18 protein-coding genes and 3 pseudogenes are annotated in these 23973 nt (G+C 64.6%); 9 read left to right on the top strand and 12 right to left on the bottom strand.

What is annotated here, in order from left to right; translation table 11 throughout:
- Positions 1-1125 carry a hypothetical protein gene (locus tag MKK49_RS16345; RefSeq protein WP_244030279.1) on the bottom strand — a complete coding sequence of 375 codons (1125 nt, stop codon included), beginning with the start codon at positions 1123-1125 and terminating at the stop codon, positions 1-3.
- Between the two features lie 306 nt (positions 1126-1431).
- On the opposite strand from MKK49_RS16345, the gene MKK49_RS16340 reads away from it, so the two are divergent.
- The 6 genes and pseudogenes from MKK49_RS16340 (at position 1432) to MKK49_RS16315 (ending at position 10255) form a co-directional block, all read left to right on the top strand.
- Complete coding sequence (locus tag MKK49_RS16340) at positions 1432-2439, top strand: glycosyltransferase family 8 protein (protein WP_244030277.1); 1008 nt, start codon at positions 1432-1434, stop codon at positions 2437-2439.
- 16 nt (positions 2440-2455) lie between these two features.
- Positions 2456-3802, top strand: a complete 1347-nt coding sequence (locus MKK49_RS16335; protein ID WP_244030275.1) for a polysaccharide biosynthesis/export family protein — start codon at positions 2456-2458, stop codon at positions 3800-3802.
- A 24-nt stretch (positions 3803-3826) separates the two neighbouring features.
- Positions 3827-4681, top strand: a complete 855-nt coding sequence (locus MKK49_RS16330; RefSeq protein WP_244030273.1) for a glycoside hydrolase family 16 protein — start codon at positions 3827-3829, stop codon at positions 4679-4681.
- On the top strand, positions 4678-6132 hold the full coding sequence (locus tag MKK49_RS16325) for an oligosaccharide flippase family protein (RefSeq protein WP_244030269.1): 1455 nt from the start codon (positions 4678-4680) through the stop codon (positions 6130-6132). Before MKK49_RS16330 ends, MKK49_RS16325 begins: the two co-directional genes overlap by 4 nt.
- Positions 6133-6393: 261 nt before the next feature.
- Positions 6394-7811 (top strand): annotated as a pseudogene (locus MKK49_RS24825) (phosphomannomutase).
- 203 nt (positions 7812-8014) lie between these two features.
- The gene (locus MKK49_RS16315) at positions 8015-10255 is read left to right on the top strand and encodes a family 16 glycosylhydrolase (protein ID WP_244030267.1); all 2241 of its coding nucleotides are present in this window, start codon (positions 8015-8017) and stop codon (positions 10253-10255) included.
- Between the two features lie 31 nt (positions 10256-10286).
- On the opposite strand, the pseudogene MKK49_RS16310 reads toward MKK49_RS16315, so the two are convergent.
- Positions 10287-10490 (bottom strand): annotated as a pseudogene (locus MKK49_RS16310) (IS5/IS1182 family transposase); the annotation flags it as partial.
- A 104-nt stretch (positions 10491-10594) separates the two neighbouring features.
- On the opposite strand from MKK49_RS16310, the pseudogene istA reads away from it, so the two are divergent.
- A pseudogene (istA, locus tag MKK49_RS16305) lies at positions 10595-11566 on the top strand (IS21 family transposase); the annotation flags it as partial.
- A gap of 91 nt (positions 11567-11657) precedes the next feature.
- Here istA and MKK49_RS16300 read toward each other — a convergent pair.
- A complete protein-coding gene (locus MKK49_RS16300) occupies positions 11658-11903 on the bottom strand; it encodes a DUF1005 domain-containing protein (RefSeq protein WP_244030265.1) in 246 nt (81 codons plus the stop codon).
- Positions 11904-12038: 135 nt separating this feature from the next.
- Here MKK49_RS16300 and dinB point away from each other — a divergent pair, with 135 nt between their 5' ends.
- Positions 12039-13145, top strand: coding sequence for a DNA polymerase IV (dinB, locus tag MKK49_RS16295; RefSeq protein ID WP_244030264.1), 1107 nt, complete (start codon positions 12039-12041; stop codon positions 13143-13145).
- Between the two features lie 54 nt (positions 13146-13199).
- On the opposite strand, the gene MKK49_RS16290 is transcribed toward dinB, so the two are convergent.
- On the bottom strand, positions 13200-13847 hold the full coding sequence (locus MKK49_RS16290) for a class I SAM-dependent methyltransferase (protein WP_244030262.1): 648 nt from the start codon (positions 13845-13847) through the stop codon (positions 13200-13202).
- A gap of 20 nt (positions 13848-13867) precedes the next feature.
- On the bottom strand, positions 13868-14110 hold the full coding sequence (locus MKK49_RS16285; RefSeq protein WP_244030259.1) for a hypothetical protein: 243 nt from the start codon (positions 14108-14110) through the stop codon (positions 13868-13870).
- A 647-nt stretch (positions 14111-14757) separates the two neighbouring features.
- On the opposite strand from MKK49_RS16285, the gene MKK49_RS16280 reads away from it, so the two are divergent.
- Positions 14758-16119: an APC family permease gene (locus MKK49_RS16280; RefSeq protein ID WP_244030258.1), complete on the top strand. Its 1362-nt coding sequence runs from the start codon at positions 14758-14760 to the stop codon at positions 16117-16119.
- 194 nt (positions 16120-16313) lie between these two features.
- Here MKK49_RS16280 and MKK49_RS16275 read toward each other — a convergent pair whose 3' ends face one another.
- The 7 genes from MKK49_RS16275 to MKK49_RS16245 form a co-directional block, all read right to left on the bottom strand.
- Positions 16314-16949 carry an SAM-dependent methyltransferase gene (locus MKK49_RS16275; protein WP_244030304.1) on the bottom strand — a complete coding sequence of 212 codons (636 nt, stop codon included), beginning with the start codon at positions 16947-16949 and terminating at the stop codon, positions 16314-16316.
- 435 nt (positions 16950-17384) lie between these two features.
- Positions 17385-17984, bottom strand: a complete 600-nt coding sequence (locus MKK49_RS16270) for a hypothetical protein (protein ID WP_244030256.1) — start codon at positions 17982-17984, stop codon at positions 17385-17387.
- A gap of 299 nt (positions 17985-18283) precedes the next feature.
- The gene (locus MKK49_RS16265) at positions 18284-19075 is read right to left on the bottom strand and encodes a 3'-5' exonuclease (protein WP_244030254.1); all 792 of its coding nucleotides are present in this window, start codon (positions 19073-19075) and stop codon (positions 18284-18286) included.
- A 58-nt stretch (positions 19076-19133) separates the two neighbouring features.
- Complete coding sequence (locus tag MKK49_RS16260) at positions 19134-19454, bottom strand: DUF6634 family protein (RefSeq protein ID WP_244030252.1); 321 nt, start codon at positions 19452-19454, stop codon at positions 19134-19136.
- A 180-nt stretch (positions 19455-19634) separates the two neighbouring features.
- Entirely contained in the window at positions 19635-21722 is a 2088-nt protein-coding gene (locus MKK49_RS16255) for an AAA family ATPase (RefSeq protein WP_244030250.1), read from the bottom strand.
- 91 nt (positions 21723-21813) lie between these two features.
- Complete coding sequence (locus MKK49_RS16250; protein WP_244030247.1) at positions 21814-22491, bottom strand: hypothetical protein; 678 nt, start codon at positions 22489-22491, stop codon at positions 21814-21816.
- A gap of 376 nt (positions 22492-22867) precedes the next feature.
- A complete protein-coding gene (locus MKK49_RS16245) occupies positions 22868-23101 on the bottom strand; it encodes a hypothetical protein (protein ID WP_244030245.1) in 234 nt (77 codons plus the stop codon).
- Between the last annotated feature and the right edge of the window lie 872 nt (positions 23102-23973).

The raw sequence follows: 23973 nt of genomic DNA, 5'->3' as shown, positions 1-23973 counted from the left end.
TCACCGGTCTCCGATGGGCGGAGCGGCCTCGGACCCCGCAATCACGCCGGTCTCGGGAATTGCTTCCTCCGTATTGTTCCCGTTTTTGTGCGACGGTAACTTGCCGCTGAGCGTCTGATCATGGCGGAACGACAGCCTTTTGGAGACGATGAACTTTAGGCGGCTCCCGACTTGCTTCATCCATTGGCGCGGCGAACGCCGGGGGATTCCCATCACGCCGGCAAGACGCAATCGCAGATCCTCGGGCGGTAGTGACCAGAACCACGAGGTGCGGTCGCGGATCAGGGCGTACAGGTCCACGAAGCCGGTCTTCTTCTCCATCGGCAGATGCCACGCGCACCGACCACTGTCGACGTCCTCCGCCGTGACGTTGTTAAGTCTCAGCGCCGTCCACATTCGACGGATGTGCGGATCGCCGGTCCCGGTCGGTACATTCAGGATTGCGTAGGCAAGGCTGAGCAAATGTTCCTCCGTATAGACAGCGACTTCGCCCGGCGGTACGGAGATCAACCTCTGCCACATTCCCGCGCAAACCCTGTGAACGTCGAAGATACCGGCGCGCGTCGCGGCGAACAGCTCCCCGCCGGAAAAATTAGGCACGAACTGGAAGTCTTGGCCGGCAAGGAGCCGGCCCGCGCGGACCATATCGCGCCGAGACGCTCCGTTCAGCTTCTCGTCGTAAGCATAGGGGATCGACATAGACAAGACACCCTGGCGCCCAATATCCGACATCAAGCCATCGGCCGGTCTGACCCAAAGGCAGTCCGAATCCATCACGACCACCCGGTCGAATTTGTCTATTCGATGAAGGTAAGCGATTATATCGAGGATGTAGAAGACATTATTCCAAGCCTTGACCCTATCGGATCCAAGCCGATGGGTGATGGGTAGGACGACCACCTCGACGCCGACTTCCGCAAAAAAATCGGCGAGATCGAGTCCGTCCAGTTCGGGCAACCGCACGGCAGTTGTGAAGAGAACGTGTCGGGCCGTCGGGTTCTGGCGCGTAGACGTCGCGAAAAAGCACACGATGCAACGCCAGTAGACGCTCTGGAAGGTCTCAGTCGACGAATCCAGACCCACCTGTGGGAACAGCGAGGCGTCCTCTGCTTGGTCGAGCACCATCAGGGTCGAGATAAGATCGCGGATCGTCGAGCTCCTCGGCAAAAGTTACAACGTGACGGCCGATTTGGACACATCACTGATGTGGATTTAAGGCGAACGGCCGGGGCAAAACCGACCACATCTCTAGTCGTCAGGGCGATAATTGTGAAGAGCATACGATATCTCAACAATTAATTTTACAATTAATAAATCGATACCTCATGTTTTGTGTACAACGTCTTCAGCAGGTCGTACAGCGACGAAGCGCAGTGCTTCGACCGTGTCCTTCCTGGGACATTTTGATCCGAACCGGAAAATCTTAACCGTATGACGCTCAGCTTCGCACCTGATTCTGAGTTGCCGTACGTCTATGATGGCGTTGCGACCGATGCTGCGCCTAACCGAGCATGCTGCTATACCATCGACGAGGGCTATCTGCTGCCGACGCTGCTGAGTGCGTTCCAGCTTCGCAGTGCACTACCGGCCAAAATTGCCGACGTGGTGGTCTTCTGCTTCGGATCGCCCAGCGATATCACGCGGGCCGCAATGGGACTCTGCGTCGCGAAGGGCGTCGATTTTCGGCTCGTCCCAGTCACTGCCCTCGACGGCAACCCGATGATTTGCGCTCGGTTCTTCTTACCCCGGCTCCTTGGGAGAGAGTACCGGGACGTTCTGTACGTTGACGGCGATACGCAGGTTGCAGGATCCCTTGAGCCGCTTCTCACCCATCCCACAGTAGAAGGCCGGGTCTTAGCGGTCCCAGACCCGATGGCGGTGATGATCGCGAACGCCGACGGTCCCTGGCCGGCCCGGCGCGCCTATTTTCGCGGTATCGGCCTCCATGATGGTGCACATGAGCGTTACTTCAACTCCGGAGTGATGCGCTTCCAACTGTCCGACTGGGACGCGGTGAGCCGCGACTGCCTCGACCTGTGCCGCCGCAACGGAGCAGATTATGAGTTCCGCGATCAGGATGCCCTCAACCTCGTCGTGGGCGAACGCTGCGATCTTGTTTCCTTCCGCTGGAACTTCCCGCCATTCTTCATGAATTTCAATGCGCAGGAGACGATCCACCCGCGCCTCTATCATTTCATGTCGAATCCGCGTCCCTGGCAGGGAGCCTTCCTCCCCTGGGGGCGGGCTTGGCATAAACCCTACGCGGCACTCGCTGCGAGCCACCCCGACCTCGCTCCAACGTTACGCTCGCTGCCCTTACATCGGTACGGCCGTTACGTGGTGCAGCAACATGTCAAGCGATACCGCGAATCACGGATCTGGGGAGCCGCCGGAGTCCGGACACGCATCGACGCCTTGGAGGCGAGCGCCCCTGTCTAGGCACGCTCTTGGATGCATGACCCGGCCCATCCCGTCCGTTCGCGACCGCGCCCGGATCGACCATAAGGATACCACCATGCCGCGTCACGGCCTCTCGGCTCTTTTGTCTGTCCTACTGCTCGCAACCCCGGCCTTCACCGTGCGCGCTTTAGCCGGCGACTATCGACTTGGCCCCCAGGACAAACTGGAGGTCCGGGTTCACGACCTGCGAACCGGGACGGGCGAGGCCCACCAATGGGGTGCGTTCGACGGCGAGTTCGTAGTCGATGCGGCCGGCAACGTCTCATTACCGCTTCTGGGCGAGATGCAGGCTGGGGGCGGGACAACGGCCGATCTTGCCCGCGCACTCGCTGCCCGCGTCCAAACGAAGGTGGGCCTTGCCCAACTTCCCTCGGCCGCTGTTCAAGTTGTGAAGTACCGGCCGTTCTACATCACGGGTGCTGTCGATAAGCCGGGGGAATATGAGTACCGCCCGGGCCTCACCGTACTCCAGTCCGCCGCCATCGCAGGTGGTCTCATGCGTCCCCGAGACGGCGCCTTGCTCGGCTTCGAGCGCGAGGCCCTCTCCCAGCGCGGCGATCTGCGCATGCTTGCAGCGGACAGGCAGGGATTACTGATCCGGCAAGCGCGCCTTACGGCCGAGATCTCCGAGGCGGAAACCGTCACCTACCCGGCCGAGACGCGGACGTCAGGGACAGGCCTCGACGCGTCGCGCGCCATCCGGGAAGAAACGCTGCTATTCGAGGCGCGCCGCAATGCCCTGAAAGCTCAGGTCGGCGCACTCGGCAAGGCCCGAATGTTGTTGACCCAGGAACTGGCGTCTCTCGACAGCAAGGATGAGGCGCTGTCGCGGCAAATCGACTTGATCCGCAAGGAGCTCACGCAGGTCAGCGGCCTCGTTACCAAGGGTCTTGCCGTAGCCCCCCGTCAGTTCGCCATCGAGCAGAGCGTGGCGGCCTACGAAGGCAACCGGATCGATATCCAGGTCGGACGCCTCCGGGCCCAGCAGGACCTGTCCCGGATCGAGCGCGAAAGCCTGGATCTACAGGCAAAGCGTCGCAACGAGGCCTTGACTGAGGCCGGCGAGGTACGTGCGAAGCTTGCCTCGGTGGCTGAGCGGACGGAGACAGCGGCCAGTCTCATCTACCAGGCCGAGGTACGCTCGCCGATGTCCGTCGCCGATCTCGGTGGCGCCGAGCAGCCGGTCTATGCGTTGACGCGGCGCGTCGGCGAGGCGACCGAGACCCGCATCGTGTCCGAGAGCGACACGGTCGAGCCCGGCGACGTGGTGCGTATCACGGTGCCACGGCGCGCTCCGCCCGCGGTTACCGGCAACGCCCAGGCCGCCGCGGATGTCCGCTGAGTGACTTCGAGGAAAGGTACACGCATGAGCGCTTCCCAAGTCCTGGCTTGCACCATCCCCCGGGTTTCCACAGCCGTGCTATTCTGGATGCTTGCCGCTGCGGGCGTTGGTGCGGCGCCCCTCGACCTGACCGACTTCGTCGTAACCTTTGAGGACGATTTTAAGTATCTCGATGTGTCGGCCCACGGTCCCGGTACACGCTGGACCGCGCATACGCCCTGGAACGGAGACTTCGGGGATGCGCGTTTTGCCGATCCGGGGCCCCTTGGTCCGTTCGCAGCCGGCCCGAACGGGTTGACCATTACCGCTCAAAAGGGAGCAGACGGCCGCTGGTCGTCGGGACTGCTCTCCTCGGTTGACAAGGACGGTCCAAAACAATCGGGCTTCTCGCAGCAATACGGATACTTTGAGATCAGGACGCAGCTTCCAGACGGGCCGGGCGTGTGGCCGGCCTTCTGGCTGATTGGCAAAAACAAGGATAAGTATTCGGTCGAGATTGATGTTTTTGAGTATTACGGTGCCTTCCCGAAAGGATTTCACACCGTCCAGCATATTTGGGATAATGGAAAAGATCGGCTCAATCTTCAGCACATCACTGATATAGAACCGGGATTCTTCACATCAAAGTTCAATACATTCGGTGTCCTTATCGCACCCGACCGGACGCGGTTTTACCTCAATCGCGAGGAGATCTGGGATACGCCGACCCAGCCGGAATATCACCAGCCGATGTACGTGCTCCTGAACCTCGCACTCGGCGGGGGCTGGCCGATAAAGGACCTCGCCTCGCCGGCGGTCATGAAAGTCGACTATGTCCGGGTGTGGCGGGACAAGCGGCTTCCGCCCGGACCGTCATCGGGCCCAGAGCTCGCTCGGTGAGGATCCGGCTTCCAACCGACGGACGAAGACTGTTCGTCCTCAACGCCGCGGCGGGCGGGTTTGCCAGCCTAGCGAAGATTGGGATCCAGCTAGCACTGCTTCCCATTATGGCACGCCTGCTTGGACCGGAGGAGTACGGCCTCTACGCGCTTGCCCTGCCCACGGTGGCGTTCTTCACGGTGCTGGCGGATGGCGGAATCGGACTGTCCCTTGCCCGCGAGCGCGAAGCCTCCACGCTCGTCTGGTCCACTGCCTTCTGGTTGTTGCTCGGGACCTGCAGCATCATCGCCGCCATAGTCACCGGACTCGGCTTCGTACTCGGGGCGGTCTCGGACCAACCACGCCTGCCGGGCATCGTCGCACTGTTGTCGGTGAGCTTCCTGCTCATGGCGGTCTCCGCCCTGCCGGCGGCGCGGCTCGTGCGGCGAGGCAACCTCGTCCTCCACTCGGCAGGGGATCTCATCTCTACGACCGTGGGCGCCGGGGTAGCGGTCATTCTAGCTGTGAAGGGCGCGGGCGCATGGAGTCTCGCCGCCCAGTATGTTGTCGGGTTCATTGTCCGGGCGGTGATTTTCAACGTCGCCGCCTTCGAGCGACCGACCTTTGCCTTCGCGTTCTCGGCGATCTGGCCCCATGTGACGACGGGCGGATCGGTCATCGGCAGCCGCCTAGCGGAGTTTGTCGGACGCGCCATCGAGAACCTGCTCTACGGCCAGACCTTCGGCCCGGCGGCCCTTGGCGCCTACACTCTCGCCAACCAAATCCCGCGCTTCCTGTGCGAGGCAGCGGGCAATCCGCTCTGGGGGGCGCTCTACGCACATGCCCTGCGCGAGGATCCCCGCGAGGTCGAACCGGTTCACGCGCGGCTGACCCATCTCCTTGCCCTGGTGCTTTTCCCGGCCGCGGCTCTGCTGACCGCGTCCGCGCCCCAGGTATTCGCCCTCGCGTTCGGGCCAAAATGGATCGCTGCCACGGGTCTGATCCAGATCCTGCTTCCGTTCTACGCGCTCAACGCTGTGGCAGGGCAGTGCGGTGCTATTCTCCTAGCCAACGGCCGTGGGGGAGCGATGTTCTGGACCTTGAGCGGGCTAAGCGCCGGACGCTTGCTTGCGGTGCTCGCCGGTCCGTGGATCGGGGTGGACGCCGTGGCCTTCGGTGTAGGGGCCGCGAACGTTGCCTACGCCATCGCGATGTTCGTCGCACTGGGCCTCACCACGGGATCAAGTCCGACGACCCTGTTGAAATGCCTTGCCGTTCCGACACTTGCCAGCGTCCTCGCCGCCCTGGTCTATCTCGGGACGATCGACGGGCAATCTGTCTCCCTCATGCGGACTATCCTGTCGCTTACGGCCGGCGCAGGCGTGTATCTTGCAGTACTGCTGGCCCTCGAACACCGCCAACTTTTGGCGATGGCCTATACGCTTCGACGCTTGACTACCCGGGAATCCTAGAAGCACCCGGTATGTCGGCTATCACCGTGCTCGGGCTGGTTGGGCTTCGGCCGTGTCGGACTGAGACCGCATACCCGGCTCGTTTATGAGGCCGGTGGGATTACGGATCGCTGGGGATTGCAGATCTTGGACCCGATTAAGGCCGCCCGGCATAGGCCAAAATCGGCTCTTCGGGAAACTGATCTGAACCGAGCTGGCCAATCCGCGACAATCTTCCTGCGCACACCGCGTGGTTAGGTGAACGCGGTTTAAGGAGACGGAATAGAACATTTGAAGTTCGACACGAGCGGCCTGCGCGGACTCGTCAGCGATCTTGTCGGGGGGCCGAGCTACGCCTAAACCACCGTTTTCCTTCGGTCCGTCGCCGCCGCGACCGGCGGCGACGGGGCGATCGTCATTGGGCGGGATTTGCGCGACAGCAGCGCGGGGTTCGCCGCGACCGTGGCCAGCGCGGCGGCGGCGGCGGGGTTCCGGGCCATCGATTGCGTGCTCCCTCCCGACACCGGCCCTCGCCCTCGAAGCGATGCGGCGCGGGGCCTGTGCCGTCATGGTGACGGGCAGCCACATCCCGCAGGACCGCAACGGCCTGAAGTTCTATCGTCCCGACGGCGAGATCACGAAGGCCGACGAGGCGGCGATCCTCTCCGCCTTCGGGGCGCTGACTGAGGTGGGCGTCGTGGCGCCGGACAGGCCCGCCATGGCCGATCCCGACGCCGCCATACGGTTTCGCCGCCGCTATCTCGACGCCTTTCTGCCCGATCTCCTCAGCGGTCTGCGGATCGCCGGCTATCAGCAGAGTTCCGTCGCGCGGGACCTCCTCGTCGACCTTCACGGGTGTCTCGGCGCAGACGCCGTGCCCACCGGCCGTTCCGAGCCCTTCGTGCCCATCGACACGGAAGCCCACCGGGACGAGGACATCGCCTTCATCCGCGACACCATGGCCTCCGGGGATTTCGACGCCCTCGTGACGACGGACGGCGACGCCGACCGTCCGCTCGTCGCGGACGCCACCGGTCGAATCCTGCGCGGGGATGTGCTCGGGCTCATCACGGCCCGGTATCTCGGCGCCGAAACCGTGGTCGTACCTGTGACCGCAGGCTCCGCCATCGAGCGGGCCGGTGGATTCCAGCGGGTCATCCGCACCAGGGTCGGATCGCCCTTCGTGGTCGCCGGCATGGGACAGGCGAAGCGCGACGGATTCAAAGCCGTCGTCGGCTTCGAGGCCAATGGCGGATTTCTCCTCGGCTCCGACCTTTGCCTGGCTGGCGACACCCTGTCGGCCCTGCCGACCCGCGATGCGATGCTGCCCATCCTTGCGACGCTCGCGGCCACCCGCGGGGCCGGGATGTCCCTGGCTGCCCTCGGCGCGAGCCTCAACATGGGCGAAACCGCAAGCGGGCGGCTTGCCCGATAGTCCCGCCGAACGCAGCACCGCCCTGCTGGAGCGGCTTGGCACGGTGTCTTTCCGAACGAAGTTCCTGGAGCCCATCGGCACGCCGCACGCCGTCGATACGCAGGATGGGGTCCGGATCGCGCTCGCGGACGGCCGCACGATCCACTTCCGCGCATCCGGCAACGCCCCCGAACTGCGCTGCTACGCCGAGGCGACATCGGCCGTGGATGCGGAAACCCTCGTTCGCTGGGGGCTGGCGGCCGCGGCGGACGCGATGGGGGGGTGATTCGGTCGTCCGCCTCCTTCGTTCCCATGGCCCTTCAGGCTTGCAGCCGGGGCGCGCTGACGTCCCCCGCGCGCCTGCGACCAATCAATGGCGAAACGAACATCCGATCGAAACATCGGCCGTATTCCTGAAGTCGATGCGTTGGCTTCACAGATAATCAAGGAATTCGAGCAACGGTTCCCCCGTGTACGGAGGACTCGGACGTGCTTGATCTCACCGGCTACAAGCTGACATTCTCCGACGAATTCAATACGCGCAGCATTTCGCAGAACGGGACCGGCACGACGTGGGCGGATATTCGCTCCGAATGGCGGTTTGATGCCAACTCGGATATCGGGTTCGGGCATTCCTCCTTCGTCGATCCCGCGTCCGGGTACGATCCGTTCGTGGTCAAGGGCGGAACACTCGCGATCACGGCGATCCCCGATCAGACGCCCTACGGCTTCAAAGGCAGTTGGGAATCTGGCCTCATCACCACACAGGGTGGGTTCTCCCAGACCTACGGTTATTTCGAGATGCGGGCGAACCTCGCCGATAAAGTGGGCGCCTGGGACGCCTTCTGGCTCCTGCCGACCAAGCCCGCCCCCAACCCGGGCCACCTGCCGGGCTGGCAGGAACTCGACGTAATCGAGCATTATGGTGATTACAACCAGGGGTCATACCGGTGGATCCACACCACGGATCCGGGGCCGAACCAGAACCCCAATTCTGATCTGCAGGTTTTCAGCAACAATCCCTCGCAGACCAGCGGTTTTCACACCTACGGCATGAACTGGCAGAAGGACACCATCAGCTTCTACTTCGATGGGCAGTTCATGGGTTCGAAGCCGACGCCGTCGGACATGCATGGCTCGATGTACATGCTTGCCAACCTTACGACCCAGGGATCGGGCACCAACAACGCCGATCTCGCCAATGTCCCGATCACCATGGAGATCGACTACATCAGGGCCTACTCGAACGCCCCGGACGCGGCTGCGATTCACCAGGATGTCGTGTCGGCGCCCGACAACCGGGATCCGGGGTCCTACGGCGCCACCGTCGCGGCAAACCCGGGGCCCGGCGGCGGTGTACCCTGGGAGGTTCATGGCGGCGCCGGTGACGACATCATCGGTCAGGGCAACGACGTGTTCGCCGCGGGGGCGGTCGCCACCGCGTCCGGCGGCGCCGGCAACGACGTCATCACCCTGACCGGTCCAAATACCGGCGCGATCCTGACGGTTTACGGAGGCGCGGGAAGCGACACCATCCAGGTTGCCAACACCGGGTTGACGCTGGTCTACGGCGGGCAGGGCGCAGCCGATCCGGGGGACGGGGCCGACAGCATCGGTTTCTCCGGGACCGGCAGCTGGGGGATCTGGGGCAATGCGGGCGCCGACACCATCGTCCAGGGTGCACGCGCCTTCGACGCCGCGACCTACGCGTCCGTCTTCGGGGGCAAGGACGGCGACAGCATCTCCTTGGGGAACGCCGGCAACCGCGACGCGCATTTTGCCGTCTACGGCGGGGAGAATGGTCCCTCAAGCGCCGCCAATGGCGGGATCGACTCGATCACGGTGATCAATACGGGGCCCAATGCATCGACGATCATCTTCGGTGGGCAAGGGGCCGCCGACCTCCTGGATGGCGACGACACGATCATCGTCGACGGGAGCGGCGGCACGGTCACGATCTTCGGCAATGCCGGCAACGACACCATTTCCGCCCGGGGCCTCCAGGATGCCACCACCGCGACGATCTACGGGGGACGGGGCAGCGACAGCATCACCCTGACCCATGCCGGGACTTCGGGGGAATCCAGTCTCACGATCTTCGGTGGCGAGGACGGGGACGAAATCCAAGCCAGCGGCAATGGCGGATCCCTGACGATCTATGGCGGGATCGGTCAGGCTGACCGGGCGGACGGCGCGGACACCATCACCCTCACGGGCACCAACACCGGCATGATTCTCGTCATGGCCAATGGTGGGGCCGATGCGATCCATGTCGGGGCTACGGGAACGGATGCGGCCACCCGCGTGCGCGTGTATGGCGGCGGCGGCGACGATTCGATCAGCGTCGACGCCCAAGCCGACGGCGCGCAGCGACTGACGCTTGTGGGGGACGACGGCGCGGACGCGTTCATCATCACGAAGGGAACTGGCCAGACGATCTCGATCGACGATTTCGCAATCGGCGGTGGCGATACGCTCGTCATCAACGGCATGGGAACTGGGAGGCCTCAGGTAACCTTAGGCTTCCAACAGACCCTGAAACAAGCGCTCGATGCAGCATCGGCCCAGGCCGGAACTAATAAAGCAGCCGTCGTCTCGTTCGGAGGCGATAGCTATGTGGTTCTAGAAAGTACGGGAGATTCCATTTTCGATAGCGCCGTCGACCAAGCCATAAAGCTCACCGGAATCACCGATGTAGCGGGAATACTATCACATCTTTCTATGATTTAAATCTTATGACAACTACCTTCAAGACGCTGTGTCATAAGGCCCGGGCCATCCGTCCGACGAGGATCATGGCTGCAGCGAGGACGAAGAAGGCGAGCGCAGAGGACGAATTGGCTTCGTGATCGCGGGCCAGCGTGCGGCAGCGGGCGATCCAGCCGAAGCTCCGCTCGCTGACCCACTGCCTAGGCTGCACCACGAAGCCCTTCTGTCCCTCCTTGTGTTCAACGATCTCGACTGTGCAGGGCGGTGACAAAACCATCCACTGGAGCGTCGGTGCAGTGCTGATGCGGGCGGTATAAAAGCCGGCCAGTGGAGAGGCTTCTCTTTCGAGAGGGGCCGAGGATGTTCGTCGCGGAAGTCTACGCGGCCGTTCGGGAGTTCGTGTTCATCGACGGCAACTCTCGGCGTGAGGCGGCTCGGGTGTTCGGGTTGAGCCGAGAGACGATCACCAAGATGTGTCGGTTCTCGCTACCGCCGGGCTACACACGCTCGAAGCCGGTCGAGAAGCCGAAGCTCGGGCCGCTGCTGCCGGTGATCGCGGCGATCCTGGATGCGGACCGGATCGCAATGGTCAAGCAACGGCATACGGCCAAGCGGATCCTCGAGCCCCTGCGCGACGAGCACGGCTATGCTGGCGGCTACACGGTGGTGAAGGATGACGTGCGAATCTGCCGGGCGCAGGGGCAGGAGACCTTCGTGCCGCTGGCCCACCCGCCCGGTCACGCCCAGGTCGACTTCGGCGAGGCGGTGGCCACGATCGGCGGCGTGCGCCGGAAGATCCACTTCTTCTGCATGGACCTGCCGCACTCCGACGCCTGCTTCGTGAAGGCGTATCCGCGGGAGACCACCGAGGCCTTCCTCGACGGGCACGTCGCCGCCTTCGCCTTCTTCGCGGGCGTGCCGCTGTTGATCCTGTACGACAACACCAGGATCGCGGTGGCCAAGATCTGCGGCGACGGGCAACGTCAGCGAACGCGTGGCTTCACCGAGTTGGTGAGCCATTACCTGTTCCGGGATCGGTTCGAGCGTGCGGGCAGGGGCAACGACATGGGCAAGGTCGAGGGGCTGGTCAAATACGCCCGGTCCAACTTCATGACCCCGGCCCCGGAGGCGGCCTCCTTCGAGGCGCTGAACGCCGATCTGGAGCGACGCTACCGAGCGCGGCAAGAGGACCGGGCCGGACGGCATGCAGAGACCATCGGGACGCGATTGCTCGCCGATCGCGCCGTCCTGCGTGCCCTACCGGCCGTGCCGCTGGAGCCGTGCGAGAAGCGGGCCGGGCGCGTCTCCTCGACCGCGCTGGTGAGCGGAAGAACCGCTGGAGCTGACGCATCGCCGAGAGCTTTTCGAAGAAGAACAGCGTGCGGCCAGTGTTCGGGGCGGGCATGGCCAACGCGCGCCGGTCTCAGGCCGCGTGAAAGGCGCCACCGGCCCGCGTTACGAAGGGCTGCACCAGCACCCGACGACCCTTGAGATCGTGCACGGTGACGCTCCACTCCGACCAGTCCTCCTGATCGTCGAGTTCGTCCATCACGCTTTCAGCGACCTCGACGGCCCGACGCGTCAGGCGTTCGGGGCGACGCACATCCCGACCGACGGCGTCGAGGACGAAGGCGTATCCATTGGTGGCGTGAAAGCGGTAGCGAGCCATGATGTGCAAATCCCCTTCGCGGCAGCTTCCGGAAACGTCTCAGTTCGCGTTATGTTCTATATGAGGACAGCTGGTGGAAAAGGGCAAGGCGGCGTGTCGGTGCGCAGCCCGTCGCATGGTGGTTCAGGGGCTGGAATGCCGAGCGAGTCAGCAGTCACGACCAAACCCGCCGCTGTTGCTCGGAAAATCATCCACATCGACATGGATGCGTTCTACGCCTCCGTCGAGCAGCGCGATGACCCGGCCCTGCGCGGGCGCCCCCTGGCGGTCGGCGGATCACGGGAACGCGGCGTCGTCGCGGCGGCGAGCTACGAGGCGCGGGTGTTCGGCGTGCGCTCGGCGATGCCCGCGGTCACGGCCCGTCGGCTCTGCCCTGACCTCATTTTCGCGAAGCCGCGCTTCGAGGTCTACAAGGCGATCTCCGCCGAGATTCAGGCGGTGTTCGCCGAGCATACCCCGATCATCGAGCCGGTATCCTTGGATGAGGCCTACCTCGACGTCACCGAGAACCTCCGGGGTTTGGCTACCGCCACGGAGGTCGCCCGCGCCATTCGGGCGGAGATCCTGGCTCGCACCGGCCTCGTGGCCTCGGCGGGCGTCTCCTACAACAAGTTCCTGTCGAAGGTCGCCTCCGACTACAAAAAGCCCGACGCCCTGTTCGTCATCACCCCGGCCATGGGACCGGCCTTCGTCGAAGCCCTGCCCATCGGACGCTTCCACGGCGTCGGGCCGGTGACGGAGGCCAGGATGAAGCGCCTCGGCATCCTCACCGGTGGCGACCTCAAGGCACGCTCGCTCGCAGAGTTGCAGGCCATCTTCGGCAGTTCGAGCAGCTACTACTACGGCGTCGCGCGGGGCATCGACGCGCGTCCGGTACGGGCACATCGCATCCGCAAGTCGGTGGGGGCGGAGAACACCTTCTCGGAGGACACGACCGAGTTCGCCGTTCTCAGCGAGCGGTTGCAGCCGATCCTCGACAAAGTCTGGGCGGTCTGCACGAGCAAGGGCATCACGGGCCGCACCGTCACCCTGAAGGTGAAATTCTCGGACTTCGAGCAGATCACCCGGGCGCGTTCTCTCACCCGACCGGTGGAGAGCCGCGAATCGCTCGCACAGATCAGCCTCGGCCTCATGCGCGACGTATTTCCCCTGCGCCGAAGCGTGCGCCTGATAGGGGTCTCTGTTTCCGGCCTCCAACATGGAGCAGGGGAAGAGCCACGTCAGCTTGGCCTTGCCCTGTAGCTGAGGGGGCCTGAGACAGCTGCCGCTATGGCCTCCGCAGCCCGCCCGCCTGCGCTACTGTGCGTCCACTATCGGCGTCGGGGTTCGTCCGATCATCGCCCGCAGCGGGTCAGTGGGTCCACCGTCCGGTAGGAGCACCCTGGCCTCGACGACCGAGAACCCGGCATGCCGCAGGTAGAGCGCGATGAGCCGAGCATGATCGTCGCCGCCGACTGCTTGCCAGATGGCCACCGCCTTGGTTGGAAAGCAGCGGTTCGAGAAGGTGATGACCACGGGCGCGCCCGGCACCAGCACCCGCGCGACCTCACGCAGGACGGCCACGGGATCCTGTAGGTACTGCACCCCGACGCAGATCAAGGCGGCATCGATGCTGGTATCTTCGAGGGGCAGGAGGGGGTCGGCGTTGAGATCCTGCACGAAGTGCCGCGTCAGGCGCGGGTTCGCGGCAAGCTCCCGGGCGTTGAGGCCATGGCCAATCACAGCCCCGTAAGCGACCTCCGCAGGCAGGTGACTGATCCAACTCGACATCAGGTCGAGGATGCGGCCACCGGGCGGCAGCAGTTTGCGGTACAGGTCGGTCACGGCCTCGATGGCCGCGTCGTCGATATGGGTGACGAAGCGCGGGTGCGCGTAGAACAGCGTGTCCGGCGCGCGATCCTGCTTGGCGAAAGCCTCGGGCGGCAAGTCGGGAAGGCCGCCCATGATGGGCTTTGCCGGCTGAGTCACCGCTCGACCCGAAGGCTCCCGATGAAGCGGCGCGCGACCTCCCGCACGGCCTCGTCGTCGCGCTCATCATCCGGCCCCTTATCCCAAAGATGGTCGAGGCTGGCGTCGAGTTCATCGAGGAGCTCAGGGTGGTGCTGCGACACGAAGCGGATGGTCCCGAACAGCAGGTGCTCGATGGCCATCTCACGACGCCGGGCCTCGACGATTTGCAGGGCGGGATCAGACTGTTTCTGGGTCATGGCGATCCAACCGGCCGATGCGAACTCGGGTTCTGCATGTCCTGTCGCCATGATGCCGCATCGGGACGCTGAAGGAATGGCAGCATGGGGCAAACTCGCGTGATACGAATTTTGACCATAGGGCGCGTCGCCACCTGAACCGCAGTCTGGGAGATTCGGTGACGGAGCGCTGAGTAGGGGATTCCTTCAGGTCCGTGCAGGTCCGTGCGCTGACACCGATGACACAGGAAACGAGGACACAGGCGGCCAGGTCGTTGCAGGACAGGCGGTCATAACGGGTCGCGACGGGCCGCTGATCCCCCACCTCACCGGCGCCCTCGGGCTCGCGCACGGTCCATCGTTGCCGGCCCTTGTCCAGGGAATTGGCGTGATTTCGAACGTAAGCCCAGTATGGTCCACCTCACCGACCACGAATTGGCATGAATGGAGCGGCGAACAGGCAGTTTGGTGAGGAGATCATCAAGTGGCGATGATGGGTCGCAGAAGCGGCGCCCGAACCGCTCACCCAAGTGCGGGAAATCGGTTCACGACGACAACATCACCATGCGCTATTCTAAGGGCCATTGGCATGTCGCCACTTCAGGATATCCAGTCGACGGCGTTCGTGGGCAAGCTATCGTGCCAGAAGGCCCCACCGGCAGGATGCAATGACCGGTAATTCAGACCCAGGCCGCACCACCCCTGCGGTGTCGACCCTGACGGCGACATCCATCGTCGTCGCCGACATGATCGGCGTCGGCGTCTTCACCAGCCTCGGCTTCCAAGTCACCGACATCCAATCCGGCTTCTCGCTACTGCTGTTGTGGTTCGTCGGTGGAATCGTCGCCCTGTGTGGGGCGTTCTGTTATGCAGAACTCGCCACGATGTTTCCCCGCTCCAGCGGGGAGTACAATTTCCTCACGCGGATGTACGGTCCGGCGGTGGGGTTCATGGCGGGCTGGCTTTCGGCCACGGTTGGATTCAGCGCCCCGGTCGCCCTCGCCGGCATGGCGTTTGGGCAATACGCCAAAACGATCCTGCCTGCTGTCCCACCGCTCCCCCTTGGCCTCGCGGTGATCTGGGGCGTGACCTACGTTCACCTGCGGGGAACACGCCAGAGCAGCGTCCTTCAGGTCAGCGCCACGCTATTGAAACTCGGGCTAATCGTGACGTTCATCGGCTGGGGCTTCGCCAAAGGTGGAAGCGAATCAATCAGTTTTTCGCCCGATGGTTTCGTCCCCACGCAGATCGTCAGCGCCAACTTCGCCGTGAGCCTCGTTTTCGTCATGTACGCTTATTCGGGCTGGAACGCCGCTACCTACATCGTCGGCGAGCTTGCCGACCCGCCGCGCAGCCTGCCGCGCGCACTCTTCGTCGGAACCGGTCTCGTGGTGGTGCTCTACGTCGCCCTGAACGCGGTGTTCCTCTACACCACGCCCCTGTCGGAGCTCGCCGGCCAAGTGGATGTCGCTCTGATCGCCGGCCGTCACATCTTCGGAGAACAGGGCGGCCGCTTCGTCGGCGGACTCATCTGCGCCGGCCTTATTCCCACGATCAGCGCCATGATGTGGATCGGTCCGCGGGTCACGGTCGCGATGGGCGAGGACGTGCCCATGCTGGGACTGTTCGCGCGCCACTCCCGCCGCGGCGTGCCCCGGACAGCCCTCCTGCTGCAATGCGCCATTGCCAGCCTCCTGCTCCTAACGCAGAGCTTCGAGGCGGTGCTGGATTTCGTCCAGTTCAGCCTGATCTTCTGTTCGTTCCTGACTGTCCTTGGATTGATCAAGCTTCGGATTTGGGATTCGGACCTGCCTCGGCCCTGTCGAACCTGGGGCTACCCGATCACGCCGGTGATCTTTCTGTCCGTCACCCTACTCATGATGATCCACCTTATCGCCGTCCGTCCGGCCCAATCGCTTGCCGGCGTGATACTGATGGCCGCCGGTGTGGTGCTCTACCGCTTCGCAATGGCGCAGACACGTCGAAAGGGTCGCTCGGCGGCGAAGGCAGAGGACCGTTCCTCCGATTGATTTGCAAGGCCGAAGGACGCCTCTGGCTTCGAGGCTCCGGCCGGCAATAGCGGGATCGACCACTCCGTGGGACAGCCGTGATATGGTTCGGCGGCGCGATCCGCCCTCGACCGCGCCGTCGGATGCGGCAGCGGTCCGTATTCGATCGGTGACCCGAGCCGCCCCCCAAACGATCGAACTGCCAATGATCCGAGCTAGGTTGCTTGCAGGACGTCGAGCCGATACTCTGCGGTGCGTGATTGCTTGACGACATGCGCGAAACCGCGTGCGCCCTCAATAAAACCTTCGGCGGCCTCGTCACCCGAGAGCGGATAATGGGTCTCGCCGAGCCAGTGAACCAGCACGATGTCCGCGCCGGGTATCAAAGCCCCCTCGACACGCTTGACGAGACGCGCGAGATCCGGTCGGTCGAGGTAGTAGGCCACCTCGGATATCAGAATCAGATCGAACTTGCCGTCCGGCCATGCGCCCGGAACGGCGGCCAATGCGAACGTCGCATCCGGGCAATCGGCGCACCGGGCACGCGCGGCTTCCAGCACGGTGGGGACCACGTCGAGCCCGACGAGATGGTCACAGCGGGGGCACAACTGACGCGTGAACACGCCAATGGAACACCCGACTTCCAAGGCTGAGGCGTAGCGCTCTCGGGGCAAGGCCGCGAGGGTGGCCGCGTACTTGTCACGCTCGTAGGGGCTGGTGGCGAAACGCCAGGGGTCTGATTCGGTGGCGTACATGCCCTTGAAGTAGTCCGTATCAAGGGTCTTCGGTCTGCGACCCGTCGGTGCAGCGGACCCCGGCTCGGCGTCGGCGGCTCGCGCGATATCCGTCATCATGTGCACGGCGACGCCGCCCCCAAATTGAAGCAGGAGGCGGCGTGAAGGTCGTTTGCTGCCGGTCACGTTCAGCCTCGCCGGTTCCACTGCCGTCAAAAGGATGAACTTGATGCGGTAGGGTGTGTTCCAAAGCCCGGTACGGGACGAGCGATAGGCCCCCCTCTAGCTAAATCGGACGCTTCGGAAGCCGATCTTGCGGCGCTCGTGGTCCCCTTCCGACACGGGGACGTATGACCCTGTGGGACGCGGTGCCGCCTCGCATTCGGATTTGCCTGGCCGGCTGGTAGCCGTCGGTGACTTGATGCGCGTCGTCCAGCACGTCACCCGCTAGGGTTGGTGGGTGGATTCCAGCCACCATGCCGGCCGGCGAGGACGGGAACGGCCAAGGACCTCGTGAGAATCGGCCGTTCCCTGAGTTCAGTTCCGGGGGCTTCAGGCCCGGGCGCGCGCCAGCTGACCCGGCGTCGTGAGCAGGGCCATCACCTGTCCGGCAAGCCGGCTTTGCTCGGGCCGCAGGAGGCGCAGTCCGGCGGCGTTGAGAAGGTTTAAACCGAGGAGGAGGGCGAGGTCGAGCATCTTGCGATCCTCCTCGCTCAGGGGGAAATCCTGAAGGTGACGGCAGCCCTTGTGCCAGTCGACTTCCGCCTCGCCCTCGACGATCTCGGAGAGCTGCTCTTGGAGATACACGGTGGCGCTCTTGTTGAAGCCCGTGGAGAGGAGGAGGTAGATCTCGTCGACAAAGCCCAGACTCGCATCCGCCCGGTGATCCGGCAGGCGGCGCCAGAGCTTGACGCCCTCGCCAACCCGGACGCGCCTGCGGCCGTCCTGATGCCCGACGAGCAGGTAGGCGCCGCTGCGCCTGTTGCGATTGAGCCAGGCGCAGACGTGGCCGAGGTCCTTCCAGTCGGCAGCGAGCGCCTGCTGACCGGAGAGGCGGTCGGTGACGAGGCGCAGGCTGGTGCCCGGGGTCGGACACGACATCTGCGTCGCGAGGCGGAACTCGTGCAGGATGGAGGGCAGGATCATGGTCATGCGGGTACTCCGAAGCTGGGAAGACGAACGACTTGCGGGGACGGGGGGCTTTGGCCACGGCGCGTCAGGCAGGGGCGAAGGCGGACCGGACGGTCGGTCACGCCTCGATTTCAGGCATGGGTTTGAACTCCCGTCGGTTCGAGGACAGGACGGAATCGATTGCGGGCCAAGACTGGATGGCCGCCTCGATCTCGCGGCGGAAACTCGGGATTCGGCGACGGACGCCAGCGCCGCGCCGCACGGGCAGGGGAGGGCGTCGCCCGCACCAAGTGGCAGAGGACGGGACAGGCGGGCGAGGCTTACGCCGCGCCGGTCACGCAGTCCGACGGCGCCCCGGACAGGAACCGGTCGAGGTTGGCCTCGCTCGCTCGGTACTCATCGGACCCGATGGCGCCGCGCATGTGCTGCAGGGCGAGAAACAACCGGTAGGTCGCCGCGACGTCCGCCCGGCAATAGGCGGCGATCTCCGCGATGCGGCCAGCGCGCAGGAACTCGAAGACCCGGGAGCCATCGATTCCCTCGGGCTTACCGGGCACGTCGAGGGCGCGACACAGGGCATCGAGGCCAGCCTTGCCGCCCGGCTGAAAATTCGACAGCACATCGCACAGGTCGAGCGCCGCATCGGAATACCGCTGGAAGTAGGCGCGGCGAGCCAGCCCCGGCATCGCGACCCGATTGACGAGGGCGCGATACCGCAGGACCGGCAGATCGAAGCTGTTTCCGTTGAAAGTAACGATCTGCGGGGCGGCAGTCGCGACGCGGGCGTCGAAGTCCCGGATGAGACCGGCTTCGTCATGATCACCGCAATGGGGCGCCCTGATCGCCTCGACCTGCCAGACGCCCCCGTCCCGGCGCGCCGCCAGCGCTCCGACGCAGACGATGCGGTGGAACGGAAGCTTTGCGAACTTGCCGTTGAGGCGGGCCTCCGCGCCGGCCATGTCGTGAGACGGAAGCCCGTACATCCGGGCGAGGCCCTCAAGATCGGGTACCGTTTCGAGGTCGAAGACCAGGATCGTACGCTCGGGCGTGGGTGCGACCGCCGGGGGCGGAGCGCGGCGGCGTGGAAGAGGCTGCGGGAGATCGGTCAGCATGGGAGAGATACCCTTTACGTGGTGAGCTGAGGGGTGGGGCGGGGGCGGGAACGGGGCCCTATTCTGCCGGGGCGCCAAGGCGATACCAGCGGCTGAGCGTTCGGGCCCAACCGTCGACGGGGTCGAGGGCGAGGAGCCGCGACGTCGCAACGTCACGCCGACCGGAGAGGTGCGGATGCCCCGAGACGGTCCCGAGGAGGACCGGTTCGACGGCCGGCATCAGGCTGCGGCGCCATCCCGACAGGATCGGCGCCGCGGACAGCTCATGTCGGTCGGGCGCGGCGCCAGCGGTGAGCCGGTCGAAGGCAGCCAACGCCGATTCGAGGCGCACGGCGTCGTCGACGGGCAGGAAGAGTTCGAGAGAACGGGACTGGTTCATGTCGAAGGTCCTTTTTTGCGGGCGGGGGATGCGGGTTCGACGGGAGCCGGCGGGGTACGGCACGTTGGCTTGGGCGTTTGTCCCGCACTGGCGATGCCGCGACCGGCCGGGACACCGGCAATCGCGGGATCGCCAGCGGGCGAAATCGCTTGGCGATGGGGGAAGCCCCCATGCCTCGGATCAGGCGCCGCGCGCCGTTCGTTCGGACATATCGTGCGACGGTCGCGGCGGTGACCGGCCGGTCTCCGGGGTGCTCGAGACGATGGCCGCCACCTCGGCGCCGGTCACCACCCGACGCCGGATCAGGGCCTCGGCCAGCGCCAGCACCGCCCCCCGGTTCTTCGTGATGAGCCGAAGGCTCGCCTGCATCAGGCGCTGGAGATCGCGTTCGAGGCGCAGCGCGAGGCTGGCATCCGCGAGTACGAGACCGGCGGCCCCGTCCGGCTCGCCACGAAAGAGCAGGGTATCGCCGAGGCCGTGCGCCGTATGGAGGGCCGTCAGCTGTGCGGTCGCGAGCCGAAGGTCGTGACCGGCACCGGCATGCGGGCCCGATCCCAGCGTGATGTCCGCCGCGCGTCCGCCCAGGATCTCGATGATCTCCGCCTCGATGCGCGCCCGGGTCGGCACCACGTGGCTGCGCCTGAGCTCGGTCCAGCCCGCCGCGGCGCCGCGGGGCTCGATTGAGACGCGCTCGACGGGGATACCGAGTCGCAGTGCCGCCACGGCATGACCGGCCTCGTGCAGGGCGACGGCCCACACAAATTCGGGCGGCCGCGCGTCCTCGGGGCGCACGACGGCGAGGAGGTCGTCGAGGCGCAGGGCGCGGTTCGCCCGCCGGGCCGTTTGGCGGGCATTGCGGATCCAGCCAAGCGCATCGGCGCCAGTGCAACCTTGCCCGAGGCGGGCGACGTCCGACAGGTCGACGCCGTCGAGGTCGGATCCGAGATGGGCGCGCAGGATCGCGGCGAGCGCGGCCGCGTCGGGCGGGGCGATGACGAAGATGCGGTCGAACCGTCCGGGACGGCGCAGGGCCGGATCGATGCGCTCGGCGTGGTTCGTGGCGCCGAGCAGAATCGCACCCGTGCCGGACGATCTCACCTGGGCGCACCGAAGCAATTGGTTGGTGAGGACGACGTTCCACCAATCGGCGTTGCGCTGCGACACGCGGTCGCGGCTCGGTAGGGCATCCAGCTCGTCGATGAATCCGATGCAGGGCGCTTGGGCGAGAACGGCGTCAAAAAACCCGTTCTGCTTCTTCAGCACGCCGTCGAGGAAACTTGAATCCGAGATCCAGTCCCCGATGCTCGTCTCGATGAGGGGCAGCCTGGTCGCGCGGGCCACCGCCCGGGCGAGCTGGGTCTTGCCCGTACCCGGGGGCCCCGAGAAAATCGCGCTCTCCAGCTCGGCGCCGTCGAGTTCCCCGGCCCGGAACCGCGCCACGTCCTCCACGAGACCGAGCGCCCAGTCCTTCGCGGTTCCGTAGCCCGCGAGGGTGGCGAGCTCCGGGGCGTCTTCGAGATCGAAGGCCTCGGCCAGGCGGGTCGCGCTCCGACGCAGGCGCCGCACGATCGCGTCGGGGGTCGAGCGTGGCCGCATGGCCGACGCGACATCGTCGAGGCTGAGCCCGGCCAGATCGGACGCCAGGATGCGGGATCTCGGTCGCCGGCCCGTGAGGATCCCGATCGCCTTGGTCACCACGGCCGCGTTCGGCACCATGAGGGTGACGACGCGGTCGGCGGCCGTGCGCAGGGCAAGCGGGACGGCGTCGAGCGCCGTTGTCAGCATCACGACGAGACGCCCCTGCGCCAAGCCGATCATCGTGTCGGCGACGACATTCGGCCGCTCGCGCAGCCGCTCCGTCTGGACCCGCATCACGCTGGAGTTGCGCATATCGCGATGGATCACGCTCTCGACGGGCGCCACCCAGCGGGCATCCGGCACGACGAGAAGAACGACCTCGTTGGGCCCCGAGCGCATGCGCCGAAGGCCGGCGGGTCCGAGTGCCCGGGCAAGGACGAGTTCGGCGAGGAGGTTGGCGGGATTCGCATTCGGAAAGCCGGCCCCGGTGCGGGTTCGGCCGCCCCGCGGCTCGCCCTCCGCCCTGAGGTCGAAGAACGGGTCGAGGTAAGCGTCGGCCTCTTCGGCTGCGGGGGTCTCATCGGTCTCCGGCGCGGCGCCCGAATCGATCGTGTCCGGCGTGGAGCGGGGCGGGGACGGAGTGTCGGTCGCAGGGGCGTTCGCGGCATCCTGGTCGAGGGAAGTGGGCATGGGGGAGCCTTTCGGAATCGGGGGGAGCGGGACGTGGTCGCGGCGCGGATGGGGGAACGGCGGGTCCTTCGGACACGCCGTTCGGTCCATCTCAGGCGAAGGCGAAGTCGACGCGTCGCGGCATCAGGCTCACCCGGCTGTCCGGCCCAAGGGGCTGTTCGAGATCGATGGCCACCACCTTCGATCCGACCAAAGCGAGGAGGGTGCAGGCCGGATCGAACGCCCCGCGCAACGCGGGGAGGCAGGCTTCGAGGCGGGCCGATCCGCCCTCCCTGTCGAGGCGCCGGATCAGCCGCTCGGTGGCGCAGGCCGAAGGGTGGTACCCGGCGCATTCGTCGATGAGGCGGGCATTCGACAGCCGCGGCTCGCGGTCGACGACGGCCTCACGGATCAGGCGCATGGGGCGCCCGAGGCGATGGCGGCGGGCGCGCAGCTTACGCAGCCCGTACAGGCGGGCCGGGTGTGCCTCGCTGTCCCGCGGGAGAGCGACGAGGTCGAACACCGCGCCGTCGGTGCAGCGAATACGGCGCAGGACGAGGTGCCGGTCGGGATCGAACCGGCGGACCGCCCGCAGGAGGGACCGGTCAAGGGGCATGCGTTCGACCGGCAGGGCATTGAGGAGCCAGTCGAAGCGCCGGGCGAGGGGCGTCGATTCGGACGCGGCAGCCCCGAATGCGCCGGAACGGGGCGGAATGCGCTCGTCCATTTCCTGACCCGCGGGCAGGGCGGTCGGGGGGAAAACGGTCGTCTCGTGGAAGTGACGAATCATGGCAGCAATCTCCTGCGAGCGTTCGCCCAGGGGCGACGCGAGGGGGGGGATCGAAGGACAGGGGGAGCGGGGGCCCGGAGCGATGCCCCGGAGCGCGATGAGTTGCTTGTCAGGACTATCGGCGGCGAGCCAACATCCTTCGACAGGCCCGGTGGCCATGCGCCCGGCGAGGGGGATCGTCGCTCGACCGCAACATTCAGCTGCGGCATCGGAACGCTGAAACCCAGGCCGTCATCGCGCTGACGGCGCCGTCAATCGGCGATGCCATGAGGGCGAATGCGGAGACAGCCACACCTTCGGAGCGGACGCGACGCGAGCCTCGACCAACATGCGATCCGGCGTCCGAATGGGCCCGGACGGCGCGCTGGCACAGACTTCAGGCGAGGGGCGCCGGGCAGAGCCAGACGCGCATCGACCCATCGAAACCGGCGTCGATGTCGATCAGCGCCTCGCCGGCATCGACAAGGTCGAAAACGGCCGAAATCGGCTGGGGATGGTCGGGAAGGAGGTCCACGAGGGCGCCGAGCTCGACCGCATTCCCGCCGGCAAGGGCGCGGAGCAGGATGCGACGGGTGTCGAGGGGGCGGGGGAGGGCGGTCTCGGAACGCACCGGGTCGCGGTCAGGACCGGCGACGGGGAAAACGCGTGCGGAGCCGTTGCGCGAGGACGAAGCCTCGCCGTAGAAGGAGGTAACCATTGTGCTCTCTGCCTCGAACAGTGAGTGCGTGGCCAGGCTGTCAATGCGGCGGCAACTGCGTTGATGGCCGCCCCCCGGCAAGGGGGCAAAGACGTCTCGGCGGAAACCAGCCAATTGCAAGGACGAGACCTGACACCGGGGCTTGCAACTCCCGATGAGTGCAAGATGCGTCACCGGGTTGGCAACGACAAGGGCTGCAACTCAAATATTCGCGCCCAACCGCCGTACAATCCAAACAGGGTTAATGAAACGTTAAAGTGATCAGTCCGTTTTTATCGGTTTGTAAGGCTTCCTCTAGATGCGAAAGATGTCTGCCATACGCGTGGCGAAGCGATAAGAAATATAATTCGATCTAAATTTATGTTAATAGCGACAAAAAATAGAGGATTAAAAAATCTGCATCAGTATACACAGTTTTTATAAAACGAAAAAATAATTATCAAAAATTAATGCTATATAACGTTTGGATAATCCTTAGTAAAAAAGATATTTAATATCTGTATATGACCAAAAACGATATATTAGATTAAATCAACGGTTATAATTCCGTAATAAATTCGAGATGATAATATCGTAATACAAATAATCGATATAGATTATTTTTAATAATCAGACGCGTAATATTGGCGTAATTCACATGAGTGACTTGAAACGAAAAGACTCAGCAGGGCTCTTCGCTATCGCATACATAGCATAGCAATAGTTTTCTTAGTTTAATGTTTTTAAATTTAAAAAAACTAACGGTCAACCGATAGTTTTTGTTTATTATGTCTTATAATTTAGAG

It is taken from the genome of Methylobacterium sp. J-090, assembly GCF_022829345.1.
GTDB lineage: Bacteria > Pseudomonadota > Alphaproteobacteria > Rhizobiales > Beijerinckiaceae > Methylobacterium.
The sequence above is the reverse complement of the archived record's forward strand: the minus strand, read 5'-3'. Positions and strand labels throughout refer to the sequence as shown.

Bases quoted from the DNA above. Each gene is read 5' to 3' on its own strand.
- MKK49_RS16255 (WP_244030250.1), bottom strand. From the start codon at position 21,722: ATGCCCACTTCCCTCGACCAGGATGCCGCGAACGCCCCTGCGACCGAC.
- MKK49_RS16260 (WP_244030252.1), bottom strand. From the start codon at position 19,454: ATGAACCAGTCCCGTTCTCTCGAACTCTTCCTGCCCGTCGACGACGCC.
- dinB (WP_244030264.1), top strand. From the start codon at position 12,039: ATGCCGAGCGAGTCAGCAGTCACGACCAAACCCGCCGCTGTTGCTCGG.
- MKK49_RS16285 (WP_244030259.1), bottom strand. From the start codon at position 14,110: ATGACCCAGAAACAGTCTGATCCCGCCCTGCAAATCGTCGAGGCCCGG.
- MKK49_RS16335 (WP_244030275.1), top strand. From the start codon at position 2,456: ATGACCCGGCCCATCCCGTCCGTTCGCGACCGCGCCCGGATCGACCAT.
- MKK49_RS16280 (WP_244030258.1), top strand. From the start codon at position 14,758: ATGACCGGTAATTCAGACCCAGGCCGCACCACCCCTGCGGTGTCGACC.
- MKK49_RS16265 (WP_244030254.1), bottom strand. From the start codon at position 19,075: ATGCTGACCGATCTCCCGCAGCCTCTTCCACGCCGCCGCGCTCCGCCC.
- MKK49_RS16345 (WP_244030279.1), bottom strand. From the start codon at position 1,125: ATGGTGCTCGACCAAGCAGAGGACGCCTCGCTGTTCCCACAGGTGGGT.
- MKK49_RS16270 (WP_244030256.1), bottom strand. From the start codon at position 17,984: ATGACCATGATCCTGCCCTCCATCCTGCACGAGTTCCGCCTCGCGACG.
- MKK49_RS16290 (WP_244030262.1), bottom strand. From the start codon at position 13,847: ATGGGCGGCCTTCCCGACTTGCCGCCCGAGGCTTTCGCCAAGCAGGAT.
- MKK49_RS16300 (WP_244030265.1), bottom strand. From the start codon at position 11,903: ATGGCTCGCTACCGCTTTCACGCCACCAATGGATACGCCTTCGTCCTC.
- MKK49_RS16250 (WP_244030247.1), bottom strand. From the start codon at position 22,491: ATGATTCGTCACTTCCACGAGACGACCGTTTTCCCCCCGACCGCCCTG.
- MKK49_RS16330 (WP_244030273.1), top strand. From the start codon at position 3,827: ATGAGCGCTTCCCAAGTCCTGGCTTGCACCATCCCCCGGGTTTCCACA.
- MKK49_RS16340 (WP_244030277.1), top strand. From the start codon at position 1,432: ATGACGCTCAGCTTCGCACCTGATTCTGAGTTGCCGTACGTCTATGAT.
- MKK49_RS16275 (WP_244030304.1), bottom strand. From the start codon at position 16,949: ATGACGGATATCGCGCGAGCCGCCGACGCCGAGCCGGGGTCCGCTGCA.